This window comes from Arthrobacter castelli DSM 16402, from assembly GCF_000430705.1.
GTDB classification, from domain to species: domain Bacteria; phylum Actinomycetota; class Actinomycetes; order Actinomycetales; family Micrococcaceae; genus Arthrobacter_C; species Arthrobacter_C castelli.
The window spans coordinates 70750-91988 of the sequence record NZ_AUMN01000003.1 but is presented as its reverse complement, the minus strand read 5'-3'; the positions used below and the strand labels follow the sequence as shown (position 1 = coordinate 91988).

The 21239-nt window shown below is 63.4% G+C and carries 19 protein-coding genes; 10 read left to right on the top strand and 9 right to left on the bottom strand.

Going from position 1 to position 21239, the window contains the following annotated elements; all coding sequences use genetic code 11:
• Window positions 1-95: 95 nt before the first annotated feature.
• A complete protein-coding gene (locus tag H535_RS0104915; protein WP_026818671.1) occupies window positions 96-2645 on the bottom strand; it encodes a rhamnogalacturonan lyase in 2550 nt (849 codons plus the stop codon).
• Between the two features lie 247 nt (window positions 2646-2892).
• On the opposite strand from H535_RS0104915, the gene H535_RS0104910 reads away from it, so the two are divergent.
• The gene (locus H535_RS0104910) at window positions 2893-3942 is read left to right on the top strand and encodes a LacI family DNA-binding transcriptional regulator (protein WP_026818670.1); all 1050 of its coding nucleotides are present in this window, start codon (window positions 2893-2895) and stop codon (window positions 3940-3942) included.
• Here H535_RS0104910 and H535_RS0104905 read toward each other — a convergent pair.
• Both H535_RS0104905 and H535_RS0104900 read right to left on the bottom strand, forming a co-directional pair.
• Entirely contained in the window at window positions 3939-4268 is a 330-nt protein-coding gene (locus H535_RS0104905; RefSeq protein ID WP_026818669.1) for an L-rhamnose mutarotase, read from the bottom strand. The two genes, H535_RS0104910 and H535_RS0104905, sit on opposite strands and share 4 nt — an antisense overlap.
• Before the next feature lie 40 nt (window positions 4269-4308).
• A complete protein-coding gene (locus H535_RS0104900) occupies window positions 4309-5325 on the bottom strand; it encodes a LacI family DNA-binding transcriptional regulator (RefSeq protein WP_035768400.1) in 1017 nt (338 codons plus the stop codon).
• Between the two features lie 120 nt (window positions 5326-5445).
• Here H535_RS0104900 and rhaI point away from each other — a divergent pair, with 120 nt between their 5' ends.
• The 3 genes from rhaI to H535_RS23525 are packed head-to-tail and all read left to right on the top strand — an operon-like array spanning window position 5446 to window position 10108.
• Window positions 5446-6612 (top strand): L-rhamnose isomerase, encoded by a 1167-nt coding sequence (gene rhaI / locus H535_RS0104895; protein WP_026818667.1) that lies wholly within the window; start codon window positions 5446-5448, stop codon window positions 6610-6612.
• Entirely contained in the window at window positions 6612-8660 is a 2049-nt protein-coding gene (locus tag H535_RS0104890; protein ID WP_162144851.1) for a bifunctional aldolase/short-chain dehydrogenase, read from the top strand. The genes rhaI and H535_RS0104890 overlap by 1 nt, the downstream gene beginning before the upstream one ends.
• On the top strand, window positions 8657-10108 hold the full coding sequence (locus H535_RS23525; protein ID WP_051298552.1) for a rhamnulokinase: 1452 nt from the start codon (window positions 8657-8659) through the stop codon (window positions 10106-10108). The genes H535_RS0104890 and H535_RS23525 overlap by 4 nt, the downstream gene beginning before the upstream one ends.
• An 8-nt stretch (window positions 10109-10116) precedes the next feature.
• Here H535_RS23525 and H535_RS0104880 read toward each other — a convergent pair whose 3' ends face one another.
• The 3 genes from H535_RS0104880 to H535_RS0104870 form a co-directional block, all read right to left on the bottom strand.
• The gene (locus H535_RS0104880; protein ID WP_026818665.1) at window positions 10117-10536 is read right to left on the bottom strand and encodes a type II toxin-antitoxin system VapC family toxin; all 420 of its coding nucleotides are present in this window, start codon (window positions 10534-10536) and stop codon (window positions 10117-10119) included.
• A complete protein-coding gene (locus H535_RS0104875; protein ID WP_026818664.1) occupies window positions 10533-10760 on the bottom strand; it encodes a FitA-like ribbon-helix-helix domain-containing protein in 228 nt (75 codons plus the stop codon). The genes H535_RS0104880 and H535_RS0104875 overlap by 4 nt, the downstream gene beginning before the upstream one ends.
• A gap of 121 nt (window positions 10761-10881) precedes the next feature.
• Complete coding sequence (locus H535_RS0104870; RefSeq protein ID WP_026818663.1) at window positions 10882-11583, bottom strand: FadR/GntR family transcriptional regulator; 702 nt, start codon at window positions 11581-11583, stop codon at window positions 10882-10884.
• Between the two features lie 98 nt (window positions 11584-11681).
• Between H535_RS0104870 and H535_RS0104865 the strand changes: the two genes are divergently transcribed.
• Window positions 11682-12989, top strand: coding sequence for an alpha-hydroxy acid oxidase (locus H535_RS0104865; protein WP_026818662.1), 1308 nt, complete (start codon window positions 11682-11684; stop codon window positions 12987-12989).
• Window positions 12990-13000: 11 nt separating this feature from the next.
• On the opposite strand, the gene H535_RS0104860 is transcribed toward H535_RS0104865, so the two are convergent.
• Both H535_RS0104860 and H535_RS0104855 read right to left on the bottom strand, forming a co-directional pair.
• Entirely contained in the window at window positions 13001-13618 is a 618-nt protein-coding gene (locus H535_RS0104860) for a GyrI-like domain-containing protein (RefSeq protein ID WP_026818661.1), read from the bottom strand.
• A gap of 73 nt (window positions 13619-13691) precedes the next feature.
• Window positions 13692-14126, bottom strand: coding sequence for a formylglycine-generating enzyme family protein (locus tag H535_RS0104855; RefSeq protein WP_026818660.1), 435 nt, complete (start codon window positions 14124-14126; stop codon window positions 13692-13694).
• A 64-nt stretch (window positions 14127-14190) separates the two neighbouring features.
• On the opposite strand from H535_RS0104855, the gene H535_RS0104850 reads away from it, so the two are divergent.
• From H535_RS0104850 to H535_RS0104830, 5 genes are all read left to right on the top strand, one after another.
• The gene (locus H535_RS0104850) at window positions 14191-14661 is read left to right on the top strand and encodes a hypothetical protein (RefSeq protein ID WP_026818659.1); all 471 of its coding nucleotides are present in this window, start codon (window positions 14191-14193) and stop codon (window positions 14659-14661) included.
• Window positions 14662-14756: 95 nt separating this feature from the next.
• Window positions 14757-16379 carry an AMP-binding protein gene (locus H535_RS0104845; RefSeq protein ID WP_026818658.1) on the top strand — a complete coding sequence of 541 codons (1623 nt, stop codon included), beginning with the start codon at window positions 14757-14759 and terminating at the stop codon, window positions 16377-16379.
• A 138-nt stretch (window positions 16380-16517) separates the two neighbouring features.
• Window positions 16518-18458, top strand: coding sequence for an acyl-CoA dehydrogenase family protein (locus tag H535_RS0104840; RefSeq protein WP_026818657.1), 1941 nt, complete (start codon window positions 16518-16520; stop codon window positions 18456-18458).
• A gap of 10 nt (window positions 18459-18468) precedes the next feature.
• Entirely contained in the window at window positions 18469-19383 is a 915-nt protein-coding gene (locus tag H535_RS0104835) for an ABC transporter ATP-binding protein (protein ID WP_026818656.1), read from the top strand.
• On the top strand, window positions 19380-20231 hold the full coding sequence (locus tag H535_RS0104830) for an ABC transporter permease subunit (protein WP_026818655.1): 852 nt from the start codon (window positions 19380-19382) through the stop codon (window positions 20229-20231). Before H535_RS0104835 ends, H535_RS0104830 begins: the two co-directional genes overlap by 4 nt.
• A gap of 17 nt (window positions 20232-20248) precedes the next feature.
• On the opposite strand, the gene H535_RS0104825 is transcribed toward H535_RS0104830, so the two are convergent.
• Window positions 20249-21223 carry an ABC transporter substrate-binding protein gene (locus H535_RS0104825; RefSeq protein ID WP_026818654.1) on the bottom strand — a complete coding sequence of 325 codons (975 nt, stop codon included), beginning with the start codon at window positions 21221-21223 and terminating at the stop codon, window positions 20249-20251.
• Between the last annotated feature and the right edge of the window lie 16 nt (window positions 21224-21239).

The window sequence follows — 21239 nt, the reverse complement described above, 5'->3', positions numbered from 1 at the left end:
GACACGAAGACCTCCTGAGTTCGGATCGGTGTCGTTACCGCCAGCTCAGGAGGTCTTCATCCTTACGTCTGTAAACAGCCCCCGTCCCAGTACGCCTAGCGGAGCATCGACAGTACCGTTTTCGTCCGGTGCAGCAGAGTGCGCTTGGCGGCATCGGAAACGTCGTCGGGCTTCTTTAGGCGCTCCAGGCGCGTCAACGCGCGCTCGAGGAACATGACCGCCTGATTCCATTTGGATTGCCCCGCAGCGCGTTCCGCCTGACCAATGGCAGCATCCAGTTGATGGGCGATAGGCCCGGTGACGTCGCCGGCGTCGACCAACTGATCCAATCGTTCGTTCAAACCAGCCACGGCACCCGGTGTCCACAGATCAGGTACCGGAACGTCCCTGAAGTCCATGTCAGAGGCCAGGTAGTAGCTGGTGTAGGAAGGCTGATTGTATGCGGTGTTCTGGCGGGCAACCTCGGCGCGGTATTGCGGGTCATGCATCAGCGTGGTGAGTTTATGATCCGTCACCTCCGTACTGAGGTAGACGCGGATGGCGGAGCTGTCGGCAGTCCGGACAAACATCTCCTCGCGCCAGTCGCCGAATGCGTCAGCCACCAGGGCTGGATTTCCCTTGGTGCCGTTGTTGGTTCGGGTGCCATCGGCGGTCAGCACCGTCCCTTCCTGCCAGTTCTCAATGCTGGGAGGGGTATCACCGGATCCGGTAATGATCTGCGTGGTCATGTCCGCCGACCATTTGATGCTCATATTCGTTCCCGGCATCTGTTCACCAAGGTCTGCCCCGGTGGCTGACTGCATGCCCATGGCCCAGCTTTCAATCCCGCGGATATCCTTGCGGACATCGCCGACCATCCCCCGTCCGGTGTCCGCACCCGAGTACTCGCCAAATACCACTTCCCCGGTGGCCGCGTCGCGCATCACGTAGCCGTATGGCGCGGAACTCGCCCCTTCATGCACGGTGAAAATTTCCAGACCCTTACGGTCGGGATTGATGTCGGTGACATGCATCGCGTCACCGTGTCCCAGCCGGGCCCGGGCACCGGGATCGGCGCTGCCGGGTGGCAGTTCGTCGAAGGAGCTGTACAGCAGCGACCCGTCCTGGTCGATGGTGGCGCCGCCGTAGACGATCTCCTGTTTGCCGTCGCCGTCGACGTCGGCAGCAGTGAGCGAGTGGAAGCCCTGAGTGGTGATCGAGCCGAACTTCGTGTCGGTTCCATCCGTGCCGTGCGGGGTGGCGTTGAAAGGGTTGTCCATCGGCGTCCAGCCGCTGTCCACTGTCCACTCCTTGCTCAGGTTCTCACCGTTGAAGTTGTAGGCAACGATGGCGGCGCGGGTGTAGTAGCCGCGGGCAATGATGGCGGTGGGGTGCTTGCCGTCGAGGTATGCCACTCCGGAGAGGAACCGGTCGACCCGGTTGCCGGGCTCAATCCGGGGGTAGGCGTAGTCGCCCCACATCAGCCCGTCATCGGTGCGGCCCGGTTCGTACCGGACGGTGTCCAGCTCCTCGCCGGTGGCCCCGTCGAAGACGGTGAGGTATTCAGGTCCGGTGAGGACGAACCCTTCGAACTGCCGCAGTTTGTTGCGGTCACTGCGCGATGGCGCGTAGACATCCATGAAGTAGTCGGCCAGCGACTGCGCATCGGCCTTGGACAACGGATATTCGTACCGCGGTTCGATTCCGAAGGCCTCCTCCAGCGTCGCAGGCCAGTTTCCCGCCTTCACCTGGGGATGCTCGTGCCAGCCGCGGAACATGTCCACCACGTGGTCGTAGTAGTCGGCCGCACTCATCCGGTAGTCATCCTGGTGGTTGTACCCGGCTTTCACATCCTTCTTCGGCATGGTGATGTACTGCTGCCCGGCGACATTGCCGTCGTCGTCATAGCTGATGGTTTTGGTGCCCGGGGCCGTCTTGACCATGATCTCGGACCGGCCATCGCCGTCGAAATCGTAGACGTTCAGCTGAGTGTAGTGCGCGCCGGAACGGATGTTGACGCCCAGATCGATCCGGTAGAGCAACTCCCCTTCCATGGTGTAGGTATCCACGTAGGTCGGGCCGGTATAGCCAACCTGGGACACGTCCTTGGAATTGGACGGTTCCCACTTCACCACGTACTCGTAGTCGCCGTCGCCGTCCATGTCACCGATACTCATGTCGTTCGCCGAGTAAGTGTAGGACTCACCGTCCGGCGTCACGCCGGGCTCGGGTTTCTGCAGCGGAATCTCCGTGTAGTTCTGTTCCCACGGTGTCACGGACTCGCTCCGGTGCAGTTGATGGCCGTCGACGACGGCGGCAACTGAGTAATGAGCCTTCCGGCCGCCTCGTGGGTCGAGATAGTTGGTGCTGTCCGTAACGGTGGCGATCTTTTCACCATTGCGGTACACGGCGAAGTTCGCTCCGGTGAGGCCTTCTTTGGTGGCGCCGGTGACCTCCGTGGCCAGCAGCCGCCAGCTCAAGAAGTTCCCTTCAGAGGTAGTGGCCGCGACCAGGCCCCTGTCCAGCTGCTCGAGTTGGATACCCGGCGACTGGGACTCCGATTCCTGAACGGCGTTGGCCGGGAGGCTAAACCCTCCAACGGCGACGACGGCACATGTAAGTGCGCCTGCGACCGGCCGTGCAACGCTTTTCTTCCGCGGAAGCATATTGAATCCTTTCAATGGAAAACGCTTCCCAAGTAACGTATAGGTGGTTTACGTCACGGTCAAGGACAACCTGCACGACCCGCGGGCAAAACTGCCCCGTGGACCGCGCCCCTGCAGCAATCGCTTTCCCTGGAAGCTGAAATATGCCCCTCTAAAGCTCACAACATGGAACAATTGTGTTACTGAATCAGTATTGGAAACCGAACTTGCCAGCGGAAACCCCGACGGCGAAAGGACACATACGTCTATGGACACGGCACCCGAGAAGACAGCTGCCACCCTCAGCGACGTTGCCCGCGAAGCGGGAGTGTCACTCGCCACCGCCTCGAGGTCGCTCAATGGAAGCGATCGAAAGGTAAACGAATCCTACCGCCGGCGCGTGCTGGAAGCGGCTGAACGACTTGGTTACATTCCCAATCTGTTCGCCCAGGCTGTGGCCAAGGGCAGCACAATGACCGTCGCCCTGCTGGTCGCCGATATTGCAGACCCCTACTTTTCGCAAATTGCTTCCGGGGTGATCAACGCAGCGGAGGAAGCATCGTTGGTGACGACGATCGCCGTGACCGGACGTAATCCCCAGCGGGAGCTGGCGACCGTGCGTGAGCTGCGCGGACAACGTCCCCGTGTGATGATCCTGGCCGGTTCCCGTTCATCCGATTCAGAGTATGAACAGCAGCTTCTTGGGGAATTGTCGGCGTTCGAGGAGAACGGCGGACACGTAGCCTTCATCAGCCAGAATCAACCCGCGTTCACTACTGTGCAACTGGAGAATCAGGCGGGAGCCAAGGCGCTGGCGGAGGCACTGGTGCCCCTTGGGTATAAGAAGTTCGCTGTTATCACCGGCCCCGGCAACATCCGCACCGGCAGCGAGCGGCTTCGTGGTTTTACCGAAGGTCTGGCCACACATGGGGTCGAGCTGGACGAGGAATCCATCATCCATGCCAGTTTCACCAGGGACGGTGGATACGAAGGTGCCAAAGAACTCGTCAGGAACGGCCTGGATTCAGTAGACCTCGTGTTCGCAGTCAACGATGTTATGGCCGTCGGTGCCATGTCTGCCATACGCGAGGCAGGCTTCGATCCGGGCGTGGACATCGGGGTGGCCGGCTACGACGATATTCCAACTGTCCGGGACGTTACACCGCCATTGACCACGGTCCGCGTTCCCTTGGAAGAGGTCGGTCGTCGGGCACTCCAACTGTCCTTCGGCAGCGAATCCGTGCAGCAGTTGGCAACAGCTGCGCCCGTCGAGACAAAGGTGGTGCTGCGCGACAGCACTCCGTCGCGCGTTCGCTAGCCGAGTTGGTCTTCCAGATGGAAAACTTCAGTCAGCCGGCTGAAGCCCTCATCCGGTCTGCCGTCGAGCTCCACGAAGAACTCGCCCATTTCCTGCTGCCACCGGGCATTGACGTCCGTAGCAGCCATTGCTTGTTGTGCCGCTGAAAAGTCGTCGCTCTCCAGATAGCCAATCAGCAACCCGTCTTCGCGCAGGAACAGTGAGTAGTTGTTCCATCCGCTCTCCTTGAGCGCGGCGCACATTTCCGGCCAGACGCGGCGGTGCCTTTCCTTATACTCCTCCAAGCGCTCGGGCCTAACCTGTAATTGAAAGCAAACCCGCTCCATCTGGTTCTCCTGTCTGTCGTAGGTGGCGGTCAATTGGCCGTCATGCCCGTCCCGTACTGTCCCGGGCAATCAGTTCGGGCTGAAAAACGATCTGCCTGTACTCACCGTCTTCACCGTCGATACTTTCCAAAAGCAATTCGATAGCGGTCCGCCCTATCTGCGAGGTCGGCCGACGCACCGTCGAAAGCGGAACCACAGCTGATTGGGCAAAGTCGATGTCGTCGTAGCCGATCAGCGCGACATCATCTGGTATCCGCCATCCGCGCATCAACAGAACTGCCTGCATCACTCCGATGGCAAGCAAATCATTGGCGCAGAATATGCCGTCCGGAAGTTCTGCTCGTGGACGTTCAGCCATCAACTCCCCCGCTGCCCTTCCCGAGAGCACTGTCATCGACTCTGCTTCAACGATCTCCAGTTCAGCTTCCGGACGTTCGGCCATGGCCTTGCGCGCACCGGCAAGCCGGTCGGCAACCTGCTGGATCTCGGGGCTGGCCCCGACAAACACAATCCGCCGGCGTCCCTCGTCGAGCAAGTGTTTAACGGCGGCATACCCTCCCGCCACGTCATCGACCGAAACCGAGGAAGTCTTCTTGTGCGGATCCACCCTGTCCACCAGAACAACTGGAATACCGTGCCGTCGCAGCGACTCCATCCGCTCGCTGATGTCGCCGACCGGTGAAATGAGCATGCCTTTAACCCGTTGCTGCTCAAATACGTCAATATAGCGGGCTTCGCGGGCGGAGTCATGACCGCTGTCGCCCAGCACTACGGTGCTGGCAGATTCCGCCGCCGCTTCCTCAGCTGAACGCGCCAGCGACGAGAAGAACGGGTTGCTGACGTCCAGCACTATTAGTCCGATGGCCCTGCTCAGGCCCGCACGTAGTTGCCGGGCAGCGTCGTTGCGGACGAAGCCGAGTTCGGCAATGGCCTGGTGGACACGATCCAGCGTGCCAGTCGAGACCCGCTCAGGATAATTCAGCACGTTGGATACCGTGCCCACTGCGACGCCTGCCCGGTCCGCGACATCCTTAATACTTACCGCTCGTGTGTCCACGCGCCTGATCCGCCCTCTCCTGGCCAAAAAGGAACCTTCAATTTTCCTTGACACTACAGCGTCGGCATCGATAACTTTGAAACGTCAGCATGAAACGATTCAACCACGGCAGGAGTGCATATGAGCCGGATTGAGGCCATCGCCTCCGAACTCGAACGTCTGACTATTGAGGTGCCCTCCTGGGCCTATGGCAATTCGGGCACCCGTTTCCGGGTCTTCGGCACTTCCGGCACTCCCCGTTCCGCCGAAGAGAAAATCGCGGATGCGGCAAAGGTTAACGAGATGACCGGACTGGCCTCCAGCGTTGCCCTGCACATTCCATGGGACAAGGTGGACGACTACGGGAAGCTCGGCCGGTACGCCAGCGACGTCGGCATCGAGCTGGGGACCATCAACAGCAACACGTTCCAGGATGAAGACTATAAGTTCGGCAGCCTGGCCCACAGTGATGCCGCCGTGCGCCGCAAGGCCATCGACCACATGTACGAATGCATAGAGGTCATGAATATAACCGGCTCCCGGGATCTGAAGATCTGGTTGGCCGACGGCAGCAACTATCCTGGGCAGACCGATATTCGCTCCCGTCAGGATCGGCTGCAGGATTCCTTGCGCGAGGTATATGACCGGCTGGGAGATGACCAGCGCATGGTCCTCGAATACAAGTTCTTCGAACCGGCGTTTTACCACACGGACGTTCCGGACTGGGGAACATCCTTTGCCCATTGCCTGGAGTTAGGACCCAAGGCAAAGGTCTGCCTGGATACCGGCCATCATGCGCCGGGCACCAACATTGAATTCATCGTGGCGCAGCTGATCCGGCTGGGCAAACTCGGATCATTCGACTTCAATTCCCGATTCTACGCCGACGACGATTTGATAGTGGGTGCGGCAGATCCGTTCCAGCTCTTCCGTATTATGTACGAGGTCGTCCGCGGAAACGGACTCGATCCGGCGAACAATATTGCCTTCATGCTGGACCAGTGCCACAACCTGGAAGAGAAAATTCCCGGTCAGATCCGGTCTGTCCTCAATGTCCAGGAGATGACGGCACGGGCACTGCTGGTGGACTGGGACGCTCTCAAGCTGGCCCAGGACGCGAATGACGTGCTGGGCGCGAATGCCGTGCTCATGGACGCCTTCTACACAGACGTGAGGCAGGATCTGGCTGAGTGGCGCGAATCCCGCGGACTGCCGGCTGACCCCATCGCGGCCTACCAGGACAGCGGATATCAGGAGAAGATCAATGCCGACCGCCAGGGCGGCCAACAAGCAGGATGGGGAGCTTAATGACGCCCAACGAAGAGAATCAGACAGTTGCGGAGCTCGTTTCCCGGTCGAATCGGTTGGGTGCTGATAAGCGGTATACGAATTTTGCCGGTGGTAATACCTCCGCGAAGGGACCGGATACAGATCCGGTCACGGGTGAGCCGGTGGAATTGTTATGGGTCAAGGGATCGGGAGGCGATCTGGGGACCCTGACATCGCAGGGGCTGGCGGTGCTGCGGATGGATCGGTTGCGGGCGCTGACCGGGGTTTATCCGGGGGTGGAACGCGAAGATGAGATGGTCGCTGCCTTCGATTACACCTTGCATGGTAAGGGCGGGGCCGCCCCATCGATCGATACGGCCATGCATGGGCTGGTCGATGCCGCCCACGTGGATCACCTGCACCCGGACTCGGGCATCGCGATAGCGACCGCCGCTGACGGCGAAGAACTCACCGCCAAGATCTTCGGTGACCGGGTAGTGTGGGTGCCCTGGCGCCGGCCCGGCTTCCAACTCGGCTTGGATATCGCCGCGATCAAAGAGGCGAACCCGCAGGCGGTGGGCACCGTCCTCGGCGGGCACGGAATCACCGCGTGGGGCGATACCTCCGCCGAGGTTGAAGCGAACTCGACATGGATCATCGACACGGCCGAACAATACATCGCCGATCACGGCCGACCTGATCCCTTCGGCCCGGTGCTGGACGGCTACGGGCCCCTCGACGAGACCGCCCGCCGGACCAAGGCCGCCGCCCTGGCGCCGGTGATCCGCGGACTGGCATCAACTGACCAGGCGCGTGTCGGCCACTTCAGCGATGACGAGGCTGTACTGGAATTCCTGGTCGGTAGTGAACACCCCCGGCTGGCCGAGTTGGGCACCTCCTGCCCCGATCATTTCCTGCGCACCAAGGTCAAACCCCTGGTCCTCGACCTGCCCTCCGACGCCCCCATCGACGAGTGCGTGGCCCGGCTCAAGGAACTCCACGCCCAGTACCGCGATGACTACCGTGCCTACTACGACCGCCACGCCACCGGCGATTCACCGGCCATGCGCGGCGCCGACCCGGCTATCGTGCTCATCCCCGGAGTGGGGATGTTCTCCTACGGCGCCAACAAGCAAACCGCCCGGGTGGCGGGAGAGTTCTACCTCAACGCCATCAACGTCATGGCCGGAGCCGAAGCCCTCTCCACCTACACTCCCATCAACGAAGCCGAAAAATTCCGGATCGAATACTGGGCACTCGAAGAAGCCAAACTCGCCCGTATGCCCACACCGAAGTCACATGCCGGCCGCATCGCACTGGTCACCGGCGCCGCCTCCGGCATCGGCAAAGCCACCGCCACCCGGTTGGCCGCCGAAGGCGCCTGCGTCGCGATCGCCGACCTCAACGCCGACAACGCCGCCGCAGCCGCAGCCGAACTCGGCGGAGAAGACACCGCCATCGGCCTCGCCGCCGATGTCACCGATCCTGGGCAAATACAGGCAGCTATCGACCAGGCCGTGCTGGCCTTCGGAGGTCTCGACCTGATTGTCAACAACGCCGGGCTGTCCATCTCCAAACCCCTGTTGGAAACGTCCGAAAGAGACTGGGACCTGCAACACGAGGTGATGGCCAAAGGCTCCTTCCTCGTCTCGAAGGCCGCCGCGAAAGTGCTCATCGACCAGGACATGGGAGGCGACATCATCTACATCTCCTCCAAGAACTCCGTCGTCGCCGGCCCCAACAACATTGCCTACTCAGCAACCAAAGCCGACCAAGCCCACCAAGTACGGCTCCTCGCCGCCGAACTGGGCGAATACGGCATCCGCGTCAACGGCATCAACCCCGACGGCGTCGTGCGCGGGTCCGGCATCTTCTCCGGCGGCTGGGGAGCCAAACGAGCCGCCGTCTACGGCGTCGAAGAAGACAAGCTCGGCGAATACTACGCCCAACGCACCCTGCTCAAACGCGAGGTACTGCCCGAAAACGTCGCCAACGCCGCCACCGTACTGACCACCAACGAACTGTCCCACACCACCGGACTACACATCCCCGTCGACGCCGGCGTACCCGCCGCATTCCTCCGATGAAACCAGCACGGCCAAAGGCCTACGCCGCCATCGATATTGGGGCTTCGTCGGGCAGGGTGATGCTGGGACGACTGCAGGCAGGCTCCCCACACCTGGAGACTGTCCACCGCTTCGATAACGCACCGCTGGAATTGGACTCAGGTCTGCACTGGGATATCGATGGCCTGTTCCGCCAGATAGTCCACGGTCTCGGGTGCATCGCGGACCAAGCCGAGAGGGACGGACTGCAGGTCGTCAGTATCGGCATTGATACTTGGGCGGTGGATTATGGTCTGGTAGACGACGACGGCGGTTTGATCGGCACGCCTTTCAGCTACCGGGACGGCCGAACCGCCGAGGCTGTCAACCGGGTGCACGACAAGCTCCCGTTTAAGAGCTTGTACGAGACGACCGGGCTGCAGTTCCTGCCGTTCAACACCATCTACCAACTCGCCTCCGAGGGCTCGTTGCGGGGTGTCCAGGCTCTGCTGATCCCGGATCTGATCGGCTTCAAGCTCACAGGTCGGCGGGTCTGCGAGGCGACGAACGCATCCACGACGGGACTCCTCAACGCCTCCAGCGGAATCTTCGACCCACAGCTGCTGAGCGCAGTCGATTTGCCCGAAGGAATATTCCCGCCGCTGATTCAACCCGGAGAAACTGTAGGCCATCTGCTTCCCCAGGTACTCGAGCAGACGGGCCTTCCGGAATCCACGAGGGTCGTGGCCGTCGGATCACACGATACCGCTTCGGCAGTGGCAGCCGTGCCGGCATCGTCATCCAATTTTGCCTACATTTCGTCCGGCACCTGGTCGCTCGTAGGCCTGGAGTTACCCCGCCCCGTCCTGTCCGACGCCGGCCTGGCAGCGAACTTCACCAACGAACGCGGTATCGAGGGGACCATCCGATACCTGCGTAACTGCGGCGGGCTCTGGCTTCTTCAGGAATGCTTGAGAACCTGGGGTCCGTCGGGACGGTTGGAAGACCTGCTCACAATGGCCGCCGCCTTGCCATCCGGTGGACCCGTCATTGACGCCGACGACGACTCGTTCATTCATCCCGGCAGCATGCCCGAACGCATCCAAGCCGCAGCGGCACCGTCACCTCTGCTCTCCAAAGCAGCAGTGGTCCGTTGCATCATGGATAGCCTCGCCCGGCTCTACGCCCGCACCCTCCGACAAGCCGCCGAACTGGCAGACCGCAGCATCGACGTCGTGCATATAGTCGGAGGCGGCTCACAGAACGAGTTGCTCTGCCAGCTGACCGCAAACTCCACCGGCCTGCCCGTGGTCGCCGGGCCGGTGGAGGCTACGGCATATGGCAACATGCTGCTCCAGGCCCGCGCCGCTGGCGAGCTCAGTGCTGACGATGGGATGAAAGGCATCCGTGCGGCTGCTCGCCAAGCGGCCAGCACCAAACGGTTCGAACCGACAAGGCCCTTCGCCGAGGCGTACCAGCCGGTGCCCTGATACCTCGTCTACGCTGCCTGATCCCATGGGTTGTGGCAGTGGACGCCGAGGGGCTCGAAGTGTTTGGTGTTTCGCGTCGCGACGGTCATCTCGGCGGCCTGTGCGATGGCGGCGATCAGGGGGTCGTCTAATGGCGCGTGCTCGGGGACCCGGAAGGTGGCAAGGATCCGCGCGGCCGGAAGGTCGAATGGCAGCACGCGCCCTGCGAAGGCCGGCAGGACGCGATCCTCGAACCATCGGCGCAGGACCTCGCCCTGTGCCACGTCGGTTCGTTCCATTGCGACGATACCGAGTTCGATCTCTGCGATCGTCGTGGCGGTTACGAATTGATCAGTTACCGGGATCGACGCCGCCCAAGCCTCGACCGGTGGATTTCGGCCGCGGACCCGCAGTGCAGATACCACATTGGAGTCCAGGACGTACCTCACAGTTCAGGGGTTCGTGCGGTAAGACCGAGCCGCTGGGGCTCAAACTCAATGTCGGCGCCCTCGTCCATGCTCAACAGGTCGACGATCGTGACGGGGTCGCGCTTGAGTGCCTCGGCGAAGATCTCGCGTGCCTCTGCCTCGACGGATCGGCGATGGTGCTGGGCTCGGGCGCGCAACACTGCCTTGGTACCCGCTGGCAGGCTGCGGATCAGGATCTGTTCCACGATATTTCACCTCCGATATCACATCAATGATATCAAATCGTGCATCTGTCGCAACCGACGTCACCCACCTGCGCCCCGCTGGACATTCAGGAATGCGTCAATAACCGACCAATTTGAGGTGTTACTGGGCGGCTTCCCGCGGAGGGATACCGGCCTCCCGGTAGTAACCCTCGATATGCGCGGCGACCAGCTCCGAGGCGAGTCTTGCCTCCCCTGCCATCACGGCGTCGTAGATACCGTGATGTTCAGCCCGGAGCCTGGTGGCGGTGGCGGACCAGTCGGGCAGGTTGACGATCAGGTCGAGTGTGTACTGGTTGATGGCGTCGCGCAGTGATCCCATCATGGTGCTGATCAGCACGTTTCCCGCCGCCTGGGACAGGGCAACGTGGAATTCGGCGTCGAGCTGGTGGAACCGTTCTGCATCGACGTTCGGCTCGTCCATAGCCTCCAGCAGGGCATGCGCGGATTCCAAAGAGGCCGACGCGGGGTCGGCGTGTTCCACGGCCCAGGATTCCAGCAGCAGGCGGGTTTGGACAATGTCGCCTGCAGGCAAATGCGAGGTGGCGAAGTGCAGCCGCATGGCCGAGGTGAAGGGGGCCGACGGGTCGGCAATGACCAGCGTCCCGGCGTCGGGCCCTGATCCCACCCCGGATCGCACGATTCCCATGGCCTCGAGCACGCGGATGGCTTCCCGTACGGAGGTTCGCGATACCTGCAGTTGTTCTGCGATGGTGCGCTCCGCGGGCAGGCGCTGACCGATCCGGAGCCGGTCTTCGGCGATTTCCTGTTCCACCCAGCCAAGGACCATCTGGTGTGCTTTCATGGTTGCAACCATACTTGATGTGGTCCAACCACATGGCATATGGTCTAGGCAACACTTGTGGTCCAACCATGGATTTCCTGCGTCAGAAGAGGATCGTCATGACCGAGCAGACATCAGCCGACCAGCAGCCCCAGCCCGCCCGGACAGGTGCGGCGCCGACGTCGTCGTCCGCCGCCGCTAAAGTGCCCGATGCGCTGCGCCGCAGGATCCCCAAGGCCGCCGACCTGGCGCCGCTGATGCAGTTCAAGGCGCCAAAGCTGCCCACGGCGCGCAACCGGGTGGCCAAGGCGAACACCATTGCGGACCTGCGCGCGATCGCCAAGCGCCGCACCCCGAAGGCCGCCTTCGACTACACCGATGGCGCCGCCGAAGAAGAGATCACGCTGACCCGGGCGCGGGATTCGTTCAAGGATCTGGAGTTCCGCCCGGGCGTGCTGCGGGACGTGTCAACGGTGAACCTGGGCACTGACGTGCTGGGGGCTTCATCGGCGTTGCCGTTCGGGATCGCCCCGACCGGCTTCACCAGAATGATGCAGTCCGAAGGTGAATACGCCGGATCGCAGGCGGCCCAGGAAGCGGGCATTCCGTACACCCTCTCCACTATGGGCACGGCGTCCATCGAGGATGTGGCCGCGGCCGCCCCGAACGGCCGCAACTGGTTCCAGCTCTACCTGTGGACCGACCGGGATAAGTCCATCGAGCTGATCAACCGGGCGGCCGTGGCCGGCTACGATACCTTGATGGTCACGGTGGATACGTCCGTGGCCGGCGCCCGGCTGCGCGATGTCCGCAATGGGATGACGATCCCGCCGGCGCTGACGGCCAAGACCGTTCTGGACGCCTCGTACCGGCCGGCGTGGTGGTTCAATTTCCTCACCCACGAACCGCTGGCCTTCGCCTCGCTGTCCCGTTACTCCGGCACCGTGGCCGATCTGATCAACTCGATGTTCGACCCTACGCTCACCTACCAGGACCTGGACTGGCTGCGGGAAGTCTGGAAGGGCAAGCTGGTGGTCAAGGGCATTCAAACGGTCGACGACGCCAGGAAAGCGGTCGAGCACGGCGCCGACGGCATCGTGCTGTCCAACCATGGGGGTCGGCAGCTGGATCGGGCGCCGATTCCGCTGCATCTGCTGCCCGAGGTCGCCGCGGAGTTGAAGGGCAAGACCGACATCATCCTGGACACCGGCATCATGAGCGGCGGGGATGTCGTCGCCGCCCTGGCGCTCGGAGCGGACTTCACCCTCGTCGGCCGGGCGTACCTGTACGGGCTGATGGCCGGCGGACGCACCGGCGTCGACCGGACCATCGAACTGCTGGCGACCCAGGCCGCCCGCACCATGCAGCTGCTGGGCGTGAAGAACGTTGCCGAGCTGAATCCGGAGCACGTGCGGCTACTGGGCTGAATGGCCGCCACTCATTGTCGGGATCTAACCGGGTAGCGGAGCACGGTGCGCCATTTGGCGGCGGGGGTCCGCCTGATGTCGGTCAGGTAGATCTCGTGATGGTCGCCGTTGTACTCGAGCCCCCGGTTCGCCATGAACTCATTCATTGCCGCAACCGTCTGCGGTTCATCTTCGAACGGGCCGTGATGCATCATTTGCACGCAATCGCCCTCGTCCAGTTCCTTGAAGTAGACCTGCTCGATGGATTCCAGCTCTGGCTTCTTCGACGCGGCGGCCGCCGTCGCACGGCTTAAGGCTGCCGCATCGATATAGTCCGGAACCCGGATCAGCAGCGTCCAGTTCCATTGTTCGCGTGGGACCTGCGCGGCTGGCCGCTTCTCGCCGGCGTCGAACCACCATAAGCCTTCTTGCTTGGCGACGACGAAGTCACGCCCTTGCGCCTTGGCGGCAAATTTCGCGGCGTAGGCAACCGGGTATTGAGCACCGATTGCGGCGTTGTGGGCGGGCCCGCCGGGTGCACCCCGCCCATCGATCGCAATGTATGGCACCGGTCCGAAGTTTTTCAGGACAGGCGAGGCGGGCGGGCTGTAGTAGGCGCGATGCAGCTTCGCGAGGTCAATCTTTTCCATACCGGTTCACGATAGACCGCGCAGCGGCGTCCAGCCCATGGGAAGAGCGCCCTGAATGTCGGCGCGGGCCCGGTCAGCCTCGGCCGACCATCCAGCCACCTCCACGGAGGCTTCGATAATCGGCGTAGCGTGCGATGTCGGCGTAGTCCCAGCACCATTCCCACTCCGCCTCGGTGGGCAGCCGGAAGCCGTCCGAACTGACGTCCCAGGTCACTTCCCGTCCGCGGATCCGGTAGGCCGGGGCGATTCCGGATGCTACTGAGGCAGCATTGCACCATTGCACCGCGTCGAACCAGGTCACAGCATGAACCGGGATTTCCGGTTCCCGGTGCGCGGCTCCGGTGGATTCGGCGGGTTGGCCGGGGGCGCCGGACGCCACCGCGGCCCAGTCGCCTTGCGTCACTTGGGTTTGTCCGATCCGGAAGGGGCGCAGCGTGACGTGGCGGGCTGTCCCGGACCGCGCATCACGCAGCTCAATGGCGCCAGCGGGAATCGGGACCGGGAGCATGTTTTCAGTATGACGGAGAGGCATACACTGATAACCGAGCGGCTTCGGGAATGAAGGGGACGATATGGGCACCGTATCTTTCCGGACGGTGGGCCGTGTCGCACTGCTGAGCCTTCCGGCGCTGGTGGCCTTCAGCATTCCACTGCTGGGGTTCGTCGCCTCGCTGATCCTGGTGCCGCTGGCCGCCTACCGGGTCCGGCCGACGCTGTGGCCCCGGACGTCCCGACTGGCGGCCGCGAGCTGGTCGGCACTGGCGCTGGCCGGTCTGTGGTTTCCGGCATTATTGGCCCTCTTGTCCCAAGGTGCGGTTCTGCTGGGCGGTTCCGTGGTCTGGCTGCTGATCCCGTTGTGCACGCCGGTGGGGTTGACCGCCGTAATGGTCCCTGCCGCTGCCGCCACCGCCGTCGGTCTCGCCGGGGCGATGGCCAGTCTCCGCACGCCCCGCCCATGGCCGTGGGTGGTGGGCCTGTGGGTCTCCCCTTTCGCGTATATCGCTGCCAGTCTTTGGCTGGTGGATGCTTCATTCCACTGTTGAGTAAAGCCCTGCTTCCCCTCCGGCCATCGGCGCGATAGATTCCACGTAGCGGTCTTTGTCCCACCGGCCGCCACCCGAGCAGGACGGAGCGGTTTATGTCGGCACCTCTTCAACCGAAAGGCCAGCCAGCTGCAACCCTGGTTCCCGCAGACCTGTTATGCGATCGGCACGACCCGGCGGCGAGCGCCTTCACCATCGTCGACGCCGACCTCAACGCCACGGAGCTGTCCTACGCCTGGCTGCAGGACCGGTCGGAGCAGGCAGCGGCGGCGTTCGAAGCGTTGGGGGTGAAACCCGGCGACCGGGTGGCCACGTTGATGGGCAAGAGCGCCAATCTGGTCGTGGTGCTGATGGGGCTGTGGCGCCTGGGCGCCGTGCACGTTCCGCTCTTCACCGCCTTCGCCAGCGAGGCCATCAGGGTGCGGGTCGAGCGCAGCGGGGCCGCCGTCGTCGTCGTCGATGCCGGCCAGCGGAACAAGCTGATCGATGACGGGCTGGCCGAAGAGCTGGACCTGCAGCTGATTATTGCAGGTGGGGAGGCCGAACCGTCGGATAGTGAACTGTCCCTGGATCCGCTGCTCGATTCGCATGCGCCGGGCTTCCCGCCGGCTTCGTTGACGCTTGCCGATCCGCTGGTGGAAATCTTCACCTCCGGCACCACCGGCAGCCCCAAAGGCGTCCCGGTTCCGGTCAGCGCATTGGTCGCCTTCGAGGCATATATGCACTACGGGCTCGACGTGGCCGCCGACGATATCTTCTGGAACGCGGCCGACCCGGGCTGGGCGTACGGTCTCTACTACGGCATCCTCGGACCGCTCTACGCCGGCCGCACCAGCCTGCTGCTGACGACCGGTTTCGACCCGGAACTGGCGTGGCGGGTGCTGGAAAAGTTCCGGATCACCAACTTCGCCGCCGCCCCCACTATCTTCCGCACCATGCGTGCGGCGAGGCCCGACGGCGGCAAGGGGCTGGCGCTGCGGCGCGCCTCCAGTGCGGGTGAACCGCTCGATGCCGACACGATTGAATGGTCGCGGCGGCACCTTGGCACCGAAATCCGCGACCACTATGGCCAGACCGAGATGGGCATGTGCATCGTCAACGGCTGGCACGACGAGATCCGCACGGAACTGCGGCCCGGTTCCATGGGCCAGCCGATGCCCGGTTACACCACCGCGGTGCTGGAGATGGAGTCGGACAAACCTGCCGAACCCGGCACCACCGGCCGGGTCGCCATCGACGTGCCCTCCAGCACGCTGATGTGGTTTGCCGGCTACACCGGAGAACCGGAGAAGACCGCCGACCGGTACAGTGCCGACGGCCGTTGGTACATCACCGGAGACAGCGGCCGGGTGGACGAGGACGGTTTCTTTTTCTTCTCCTCCCGCGACGACGACGTCGTGATCATGGCCGGGTACCGGATCGGCCCGTTCGAGGTCGAGTCGGTGATGTCCACCCACCCCGCGGTGGCGGAGGTGGCCGTGATCGGCGTGCCCGATGAATTGCGCGGCGAGCGGCTGGAAGCCTGCGTGGTGCTGGCCAGCGCCGCGGCGCAAGGCGGGCAGCAGAACACCGAACTGGAGACGGATCTGCAGCAACTGGTCAAGAAGCAATACGCCGCGCACGCCTACCCGCGCACCGTGCATTTTGTCAGCGAGCTGCCCAAGACGCCGAGCGGCAAGATCCAGCGGTTCCTGCTCCGGCAGCAGTTCGGCGGCTGAGCGGCGCGTCCAAGGGGCATCCCGGCGGAACCTCCCGCTGGCGCTCCGACCCCTCGTCTTTCCGGTTACCCGCGAGTAGCATATGGATTAAGCGTAGGGTCTGACGGACCGCGACGGGCCCGCCACAAGGGGGTTGCCATGAGCGCCGAGACCGCACACCAAACCGACGGCCACGTCAGCGAGCGCGCTGCCCGGGAAACGGCGGAGGCGGCGAGGGAAACCGAATGGAGCAAGCCCAGTTTCGCCAAGGGGCTGTACCTGGGCGACTTCGATCTGTCCCTGATCCATCCGCATCCGACGCCAACGGCGGACGAGCGGGCCGAAGGTGAGGAGTTCCTGGCTCAGCTGGACACGTATTGCCGGACCTTGGACAGCGCACGGATTGAACGTGAAGCGAAGATCCCGGACGAGTACCTTAACGGCCTGGCGGAACTCGGCGTATTCGGGATGAAGATCCCCAAGGAGTACGGCGGCCTGGGGCTGTCGCTGACCTACTACGGTCGGGCGCTGATGCTGCTCAGTTCCGTCCATCCCAGCTTCGGGGCGCTGGCCTCGGCCCACCAGTCCATTGGGGTGCCGGAGCCGGTGAAGGTCTTCGGCACCGAAGCCCAGAAGCGCGAGTACCTGCCCCGGTGCGCCGCCGGGTCGGTCACCGCATTCCTGCTCACCGAGCCTGACGTCGGCTCGGACCCGGCGCGGATGAACGCGACGGCGACGCCGACCGAGGACGGCTCGGCCTACCTGATTAACGGCTCCAAGCTGTGGACCACCAACGGCGTCATAGCCGAACTGGTGGTGGTGATGGCAAAGGTTCCACCGCACGACGGCGGCAAGGGCGGGATCTCCGCCTTCGTCGTCGAGGCCGACGCGGACGGCATGACGGTGGAGAACCGGAACACCTTTATGGGGCTCAAGGGCATCGAGAACGGCGTGACCCGGTTCCACGATGTCCGCGTCCCGGTCGACAATCGGCTGGGCGCCGAAGGGCACGGGCTGAAAATCGCGCTGACCACGCTGAACACCGGGCGGCTGTCCATCCCCGCCATCTGCGCCGCCGGCGGCAAGTGGTCGCTGAAGATCGCCCGGGAATGGTCCAACGCCCGGGTGCAGTGGGGCAAGCCGGTGGGCAAGCACGAGGCGGTGGCGCAGAAGATCTCCTTCATCGGCGCGACGGCGTTCGCCCTGGAGGCTGTCTTCGAACTGTCCGCGGCGCTGGCCGACAGCGGGATGAAGGACGTGCGGATCGAGGCGGCGCTGGCCAAGCTGTGGTCCAGCGAGATGTCCTATCGAGTGGCCGACGAGCTGGTGCAGATCCGCGGCGGACGCGGCTACGAGACGGCCGCGTCGCTGGCGGCCCGGGGAGAACGGGCGGTGCCGGCCGAACAACTGTTGCGGGACCTGCGGATCAACCGGATCTTCGAAGGTTCCTCCGAGATCATGCATCTGCTCATCGCCCGTGAAGCGGTGGACGCGCACCTGAAGGCGGCCGGTGACCTCGCCTCCCCCGACGCCGAGCTGTCGGCCAAGTTGAAGGCGGCCGCCGGGGCTTCGGGATTCTACGGGCGCTGGCTGCCCCAGCTGCTCACCGGCGAGGGCATGGACCCCCGCAGCTACGGCGACTTTGGCCGGCTGGCCCGGCACCTGAGGTTCGTCGAACGCGCCTCCCGCCGCCTGGCGCGGAACACCTTCATGGGCATGGGCCGCTGGCAGGCCAAACTCGAACAGCGCCAGATCTTCCTGGGCCGCATCGTCGACATCGGTGCGGAGCTGTTCGCCATGTCGGCCTCCTGCACCCACGCCGACCTGATCAGCCGGCAGGACCCCGCCCGGGCCAAGAGCGCCTACGAATTGGCGGACACCTTCTGCGACCAGTCCCGGACGCGGATCCGCCAACTGTTCACCGAGCTGTGGCGCAACACCGACACCGCGGACCGTAAGCTGTCCAGCCGGATCCTGGAGGGGAACTACAGCTGGCTCGAAACGGGCATCGTGGATCCGTCAGAAGGCACCGGCCCCTGGATCACGGAACCGGTCTCCGGCCCGTCCGACAAGGAGAATCTGCACCGCAAATACCGTTAGGGAGGACCCGATGGCGGCGGTCATCGAAACCGACAAGCTGACCAAGACGTACGGCAAAAACCGGGGCATTGTCGACGTCGACCTCCAGGTGGACAGCGGCGAAATCTTCGGGTTCCTCGGCCCCAACGGCGCAGGTAAAACGACGACGATCCGCACCCTGCTGGGATTCCAACGGCCGGCGTCGGGCACGGCCAGCGTCTTCGGGCTCGACAGCCGACGGGACAGTGTGCAGATTCGCTCGAGGGTGGGCAATCTGCCCGGTGAGTTCACCCTCGAAGACCGGATGACAGGCGAGGCGATGCTGCGGTATTTCGCCCGGCTGCGCGGGGTGGAATCCCTCGATTACGCGCGCCATCTGGCCGGTCGGCTGGGCGCCGACCTGAAGCGGCCGATGCGCCGTTTATCCCGCGGAAACAAGCAGAAGGTGGGACTGGTGCTGGCCATGTTCCACCGTCCGGAGCTGCTGATTCTGGATGAGCCCACCGGAGGTCTCGACCCGCTGGTCCGGGAAGAGTTCCTGGCCCTCATCGCGGAGGTCCGCGATGAGGGGCGCACGGTCTTTTTCTCCTCCCATGTGCTCGGCGAGGTGGAGCGGATTTGCGACCGCATCGCGGTGATTCGTGGAGGGCGGCTGGCAGCGGTCGAGCCGACGTCGGAAATCATCAATAAGTCGTTCCGCCATGTCCGCATCGCCTTCGCCCGGCAGCTGAAGAACAAGGAGATGCGCAAATTTGCGGCCCTGGCCGGTGTCGACAACTTCGATCACGACTCAAACTCGCTGTCCTTCACCCTCTACGGAAATTACGACGACGTGGTGAAGCTGGCGGCCAGACACACAGTCGTTGATATCGACTTTGAGCGGCCGCCGCTGGAGGAAATCTTCATGACCTACTACGCCGATCCGCAGGAACGGGGCATGCCATGAGCACTGCGAACCGCGAAGCACCCGGCACCGGGGCCGCGCCCTTGGGACGCCAGGTACCGGCGGCGGCGAAGCTGGTGCACTTCATCGGCCACCAACTGCAACTGCAGGTCAGGGCGGTGATTGGCTGGTCGCTGGCACTGGGCCTCTACACGGCGGCCATGGTCGCGATTTTTCCCTCCTTCTCCGATCTGGAGAACCTGACAGCGGCTATTCCCGAAGGGATGCGCGAGGGTCTGGGCATCACCGACATTGGAACCATCGAGGGTTTCCTGTCGGCGGAGGCCTTCAGCATTGTCACACCACTGGCGCTGGCGTTCTTTCCCATGTTGTCGCTGTCTGCAGTGATCGCCGGGGCGGAGGAGCGCGGCACTATCGACGTGCTGTTCAGCAATCCGTTGCCGCGTTGGCTCGTGGTGGTCGGCAGCTTCCTGGCCGTTGCCATTTCGCTGCTGGCCGTCGTCGTCATCATCGGATTGCTGATGTGGTCAACGGCGCTGCTGGTCGGCGTCGACCTCGACTTCTCCGACGCCGCGGCCGCAGTGCTCAACCTGTGGCCCTTGTGCATGTTCTTCGGGTCGTTGGCGCTGCTCTGTTCCGCGATCTTCCACCGGCGGTTGTTCGGAATCGCCATTCCGGGCGTGCTGCTGCTGGGCATGTACCTGCTGGACGTGATTGGCAACCTCTCCGAAGACCTCGAAGATGCCCGGGTGCTGTCTGTCTTCCACCACTACGGCTCGGCCATTGAAGAAGGGATCGACGGCAGCGGCTTTGCCGGCATCACCTGCTTCGCCGTGCTGTTCGTGATTCTCGCCGTCGCGGCGTTCCACCGGCGGGACATCTATACGTAGCTGCCCCGCCGGTGAGGCTACTTATACAGGTTTTCGGCGATCTTCGGCTTATCCATGTTCTCCTTGTCGTACCAGTAGTAGCCGGTATCGATGGTTTGCTTGACGTCTTTCCCCTTCATGGCCTTCACCGCTGTTTCCACTGTCTTGTATCCGATGCCGATCGGGTTCTGGGTCACCGCCCCGGCCATCAGGCCGCTGCGAATTGCCTTGAGCTGAGCCTTGCCGGAGTCGAACCCAACCACCGTCACGTCCCCCTTCATGCCGAGTTCCTGGACGGCGTTGACGATACCGATGGCGGAACCTTCGTTGGTCCCATACAGCCCATCCAGCTTCGGGTTGGCCTGGATCATGGCCTTGGCCAGGTCGGTGGACTTGAGCTGGTCGCCGCCGCCGTATTGAATGTCGACGATCTCGATTCCGGGCGCGTTTTTCTTCATCCAGTTGACGAATCCGTCCCTGCGGTGTTTTCCGGATTTGGACGTCTGGTCATGGGCCACGATGGCTACCTGCCCTTCACCGCCGATGCGCTTGGCCATGTGCTTGGCCGCCTCGGCAGCCGCGGCTTTATTGTCGGTGGCCACCGTTGACACGGGGATTTCGCTGTCGACGCCCGAATCGAACGCGACGACGGGAATGTCTTTGCTCTTGGCCGTTTCGAGCAGCGGCGCGGCGGCCTTGCTGTCCAAGGCGGCCAGCGCCAGTGCGTCCGGGTTCTTGTTCAACGCCGACGTCAGCATTTCGATCTGCTGGGCCACATTGGACTCGGTGTCCGGGCCTTGGAAGGTGATCCTGACGTTGTAGTCTTTGGCCGCTTTCTCGGCGCCGTCTTTGACGGCCTGCCAGAACTGGTGCTGGAAGCCTTTGGACACAATGGCGACGTACGGCTTGCCGTCGCCGCCACCGGATTCGTTCCCCGTGGATCCACCGCCGCATGCCGACAGCGAAAGGGCAAGGGCTGCGGCACCGGCCGCGGCCATGATTTTCCTACGCATTGCTCGAACTCCTTTG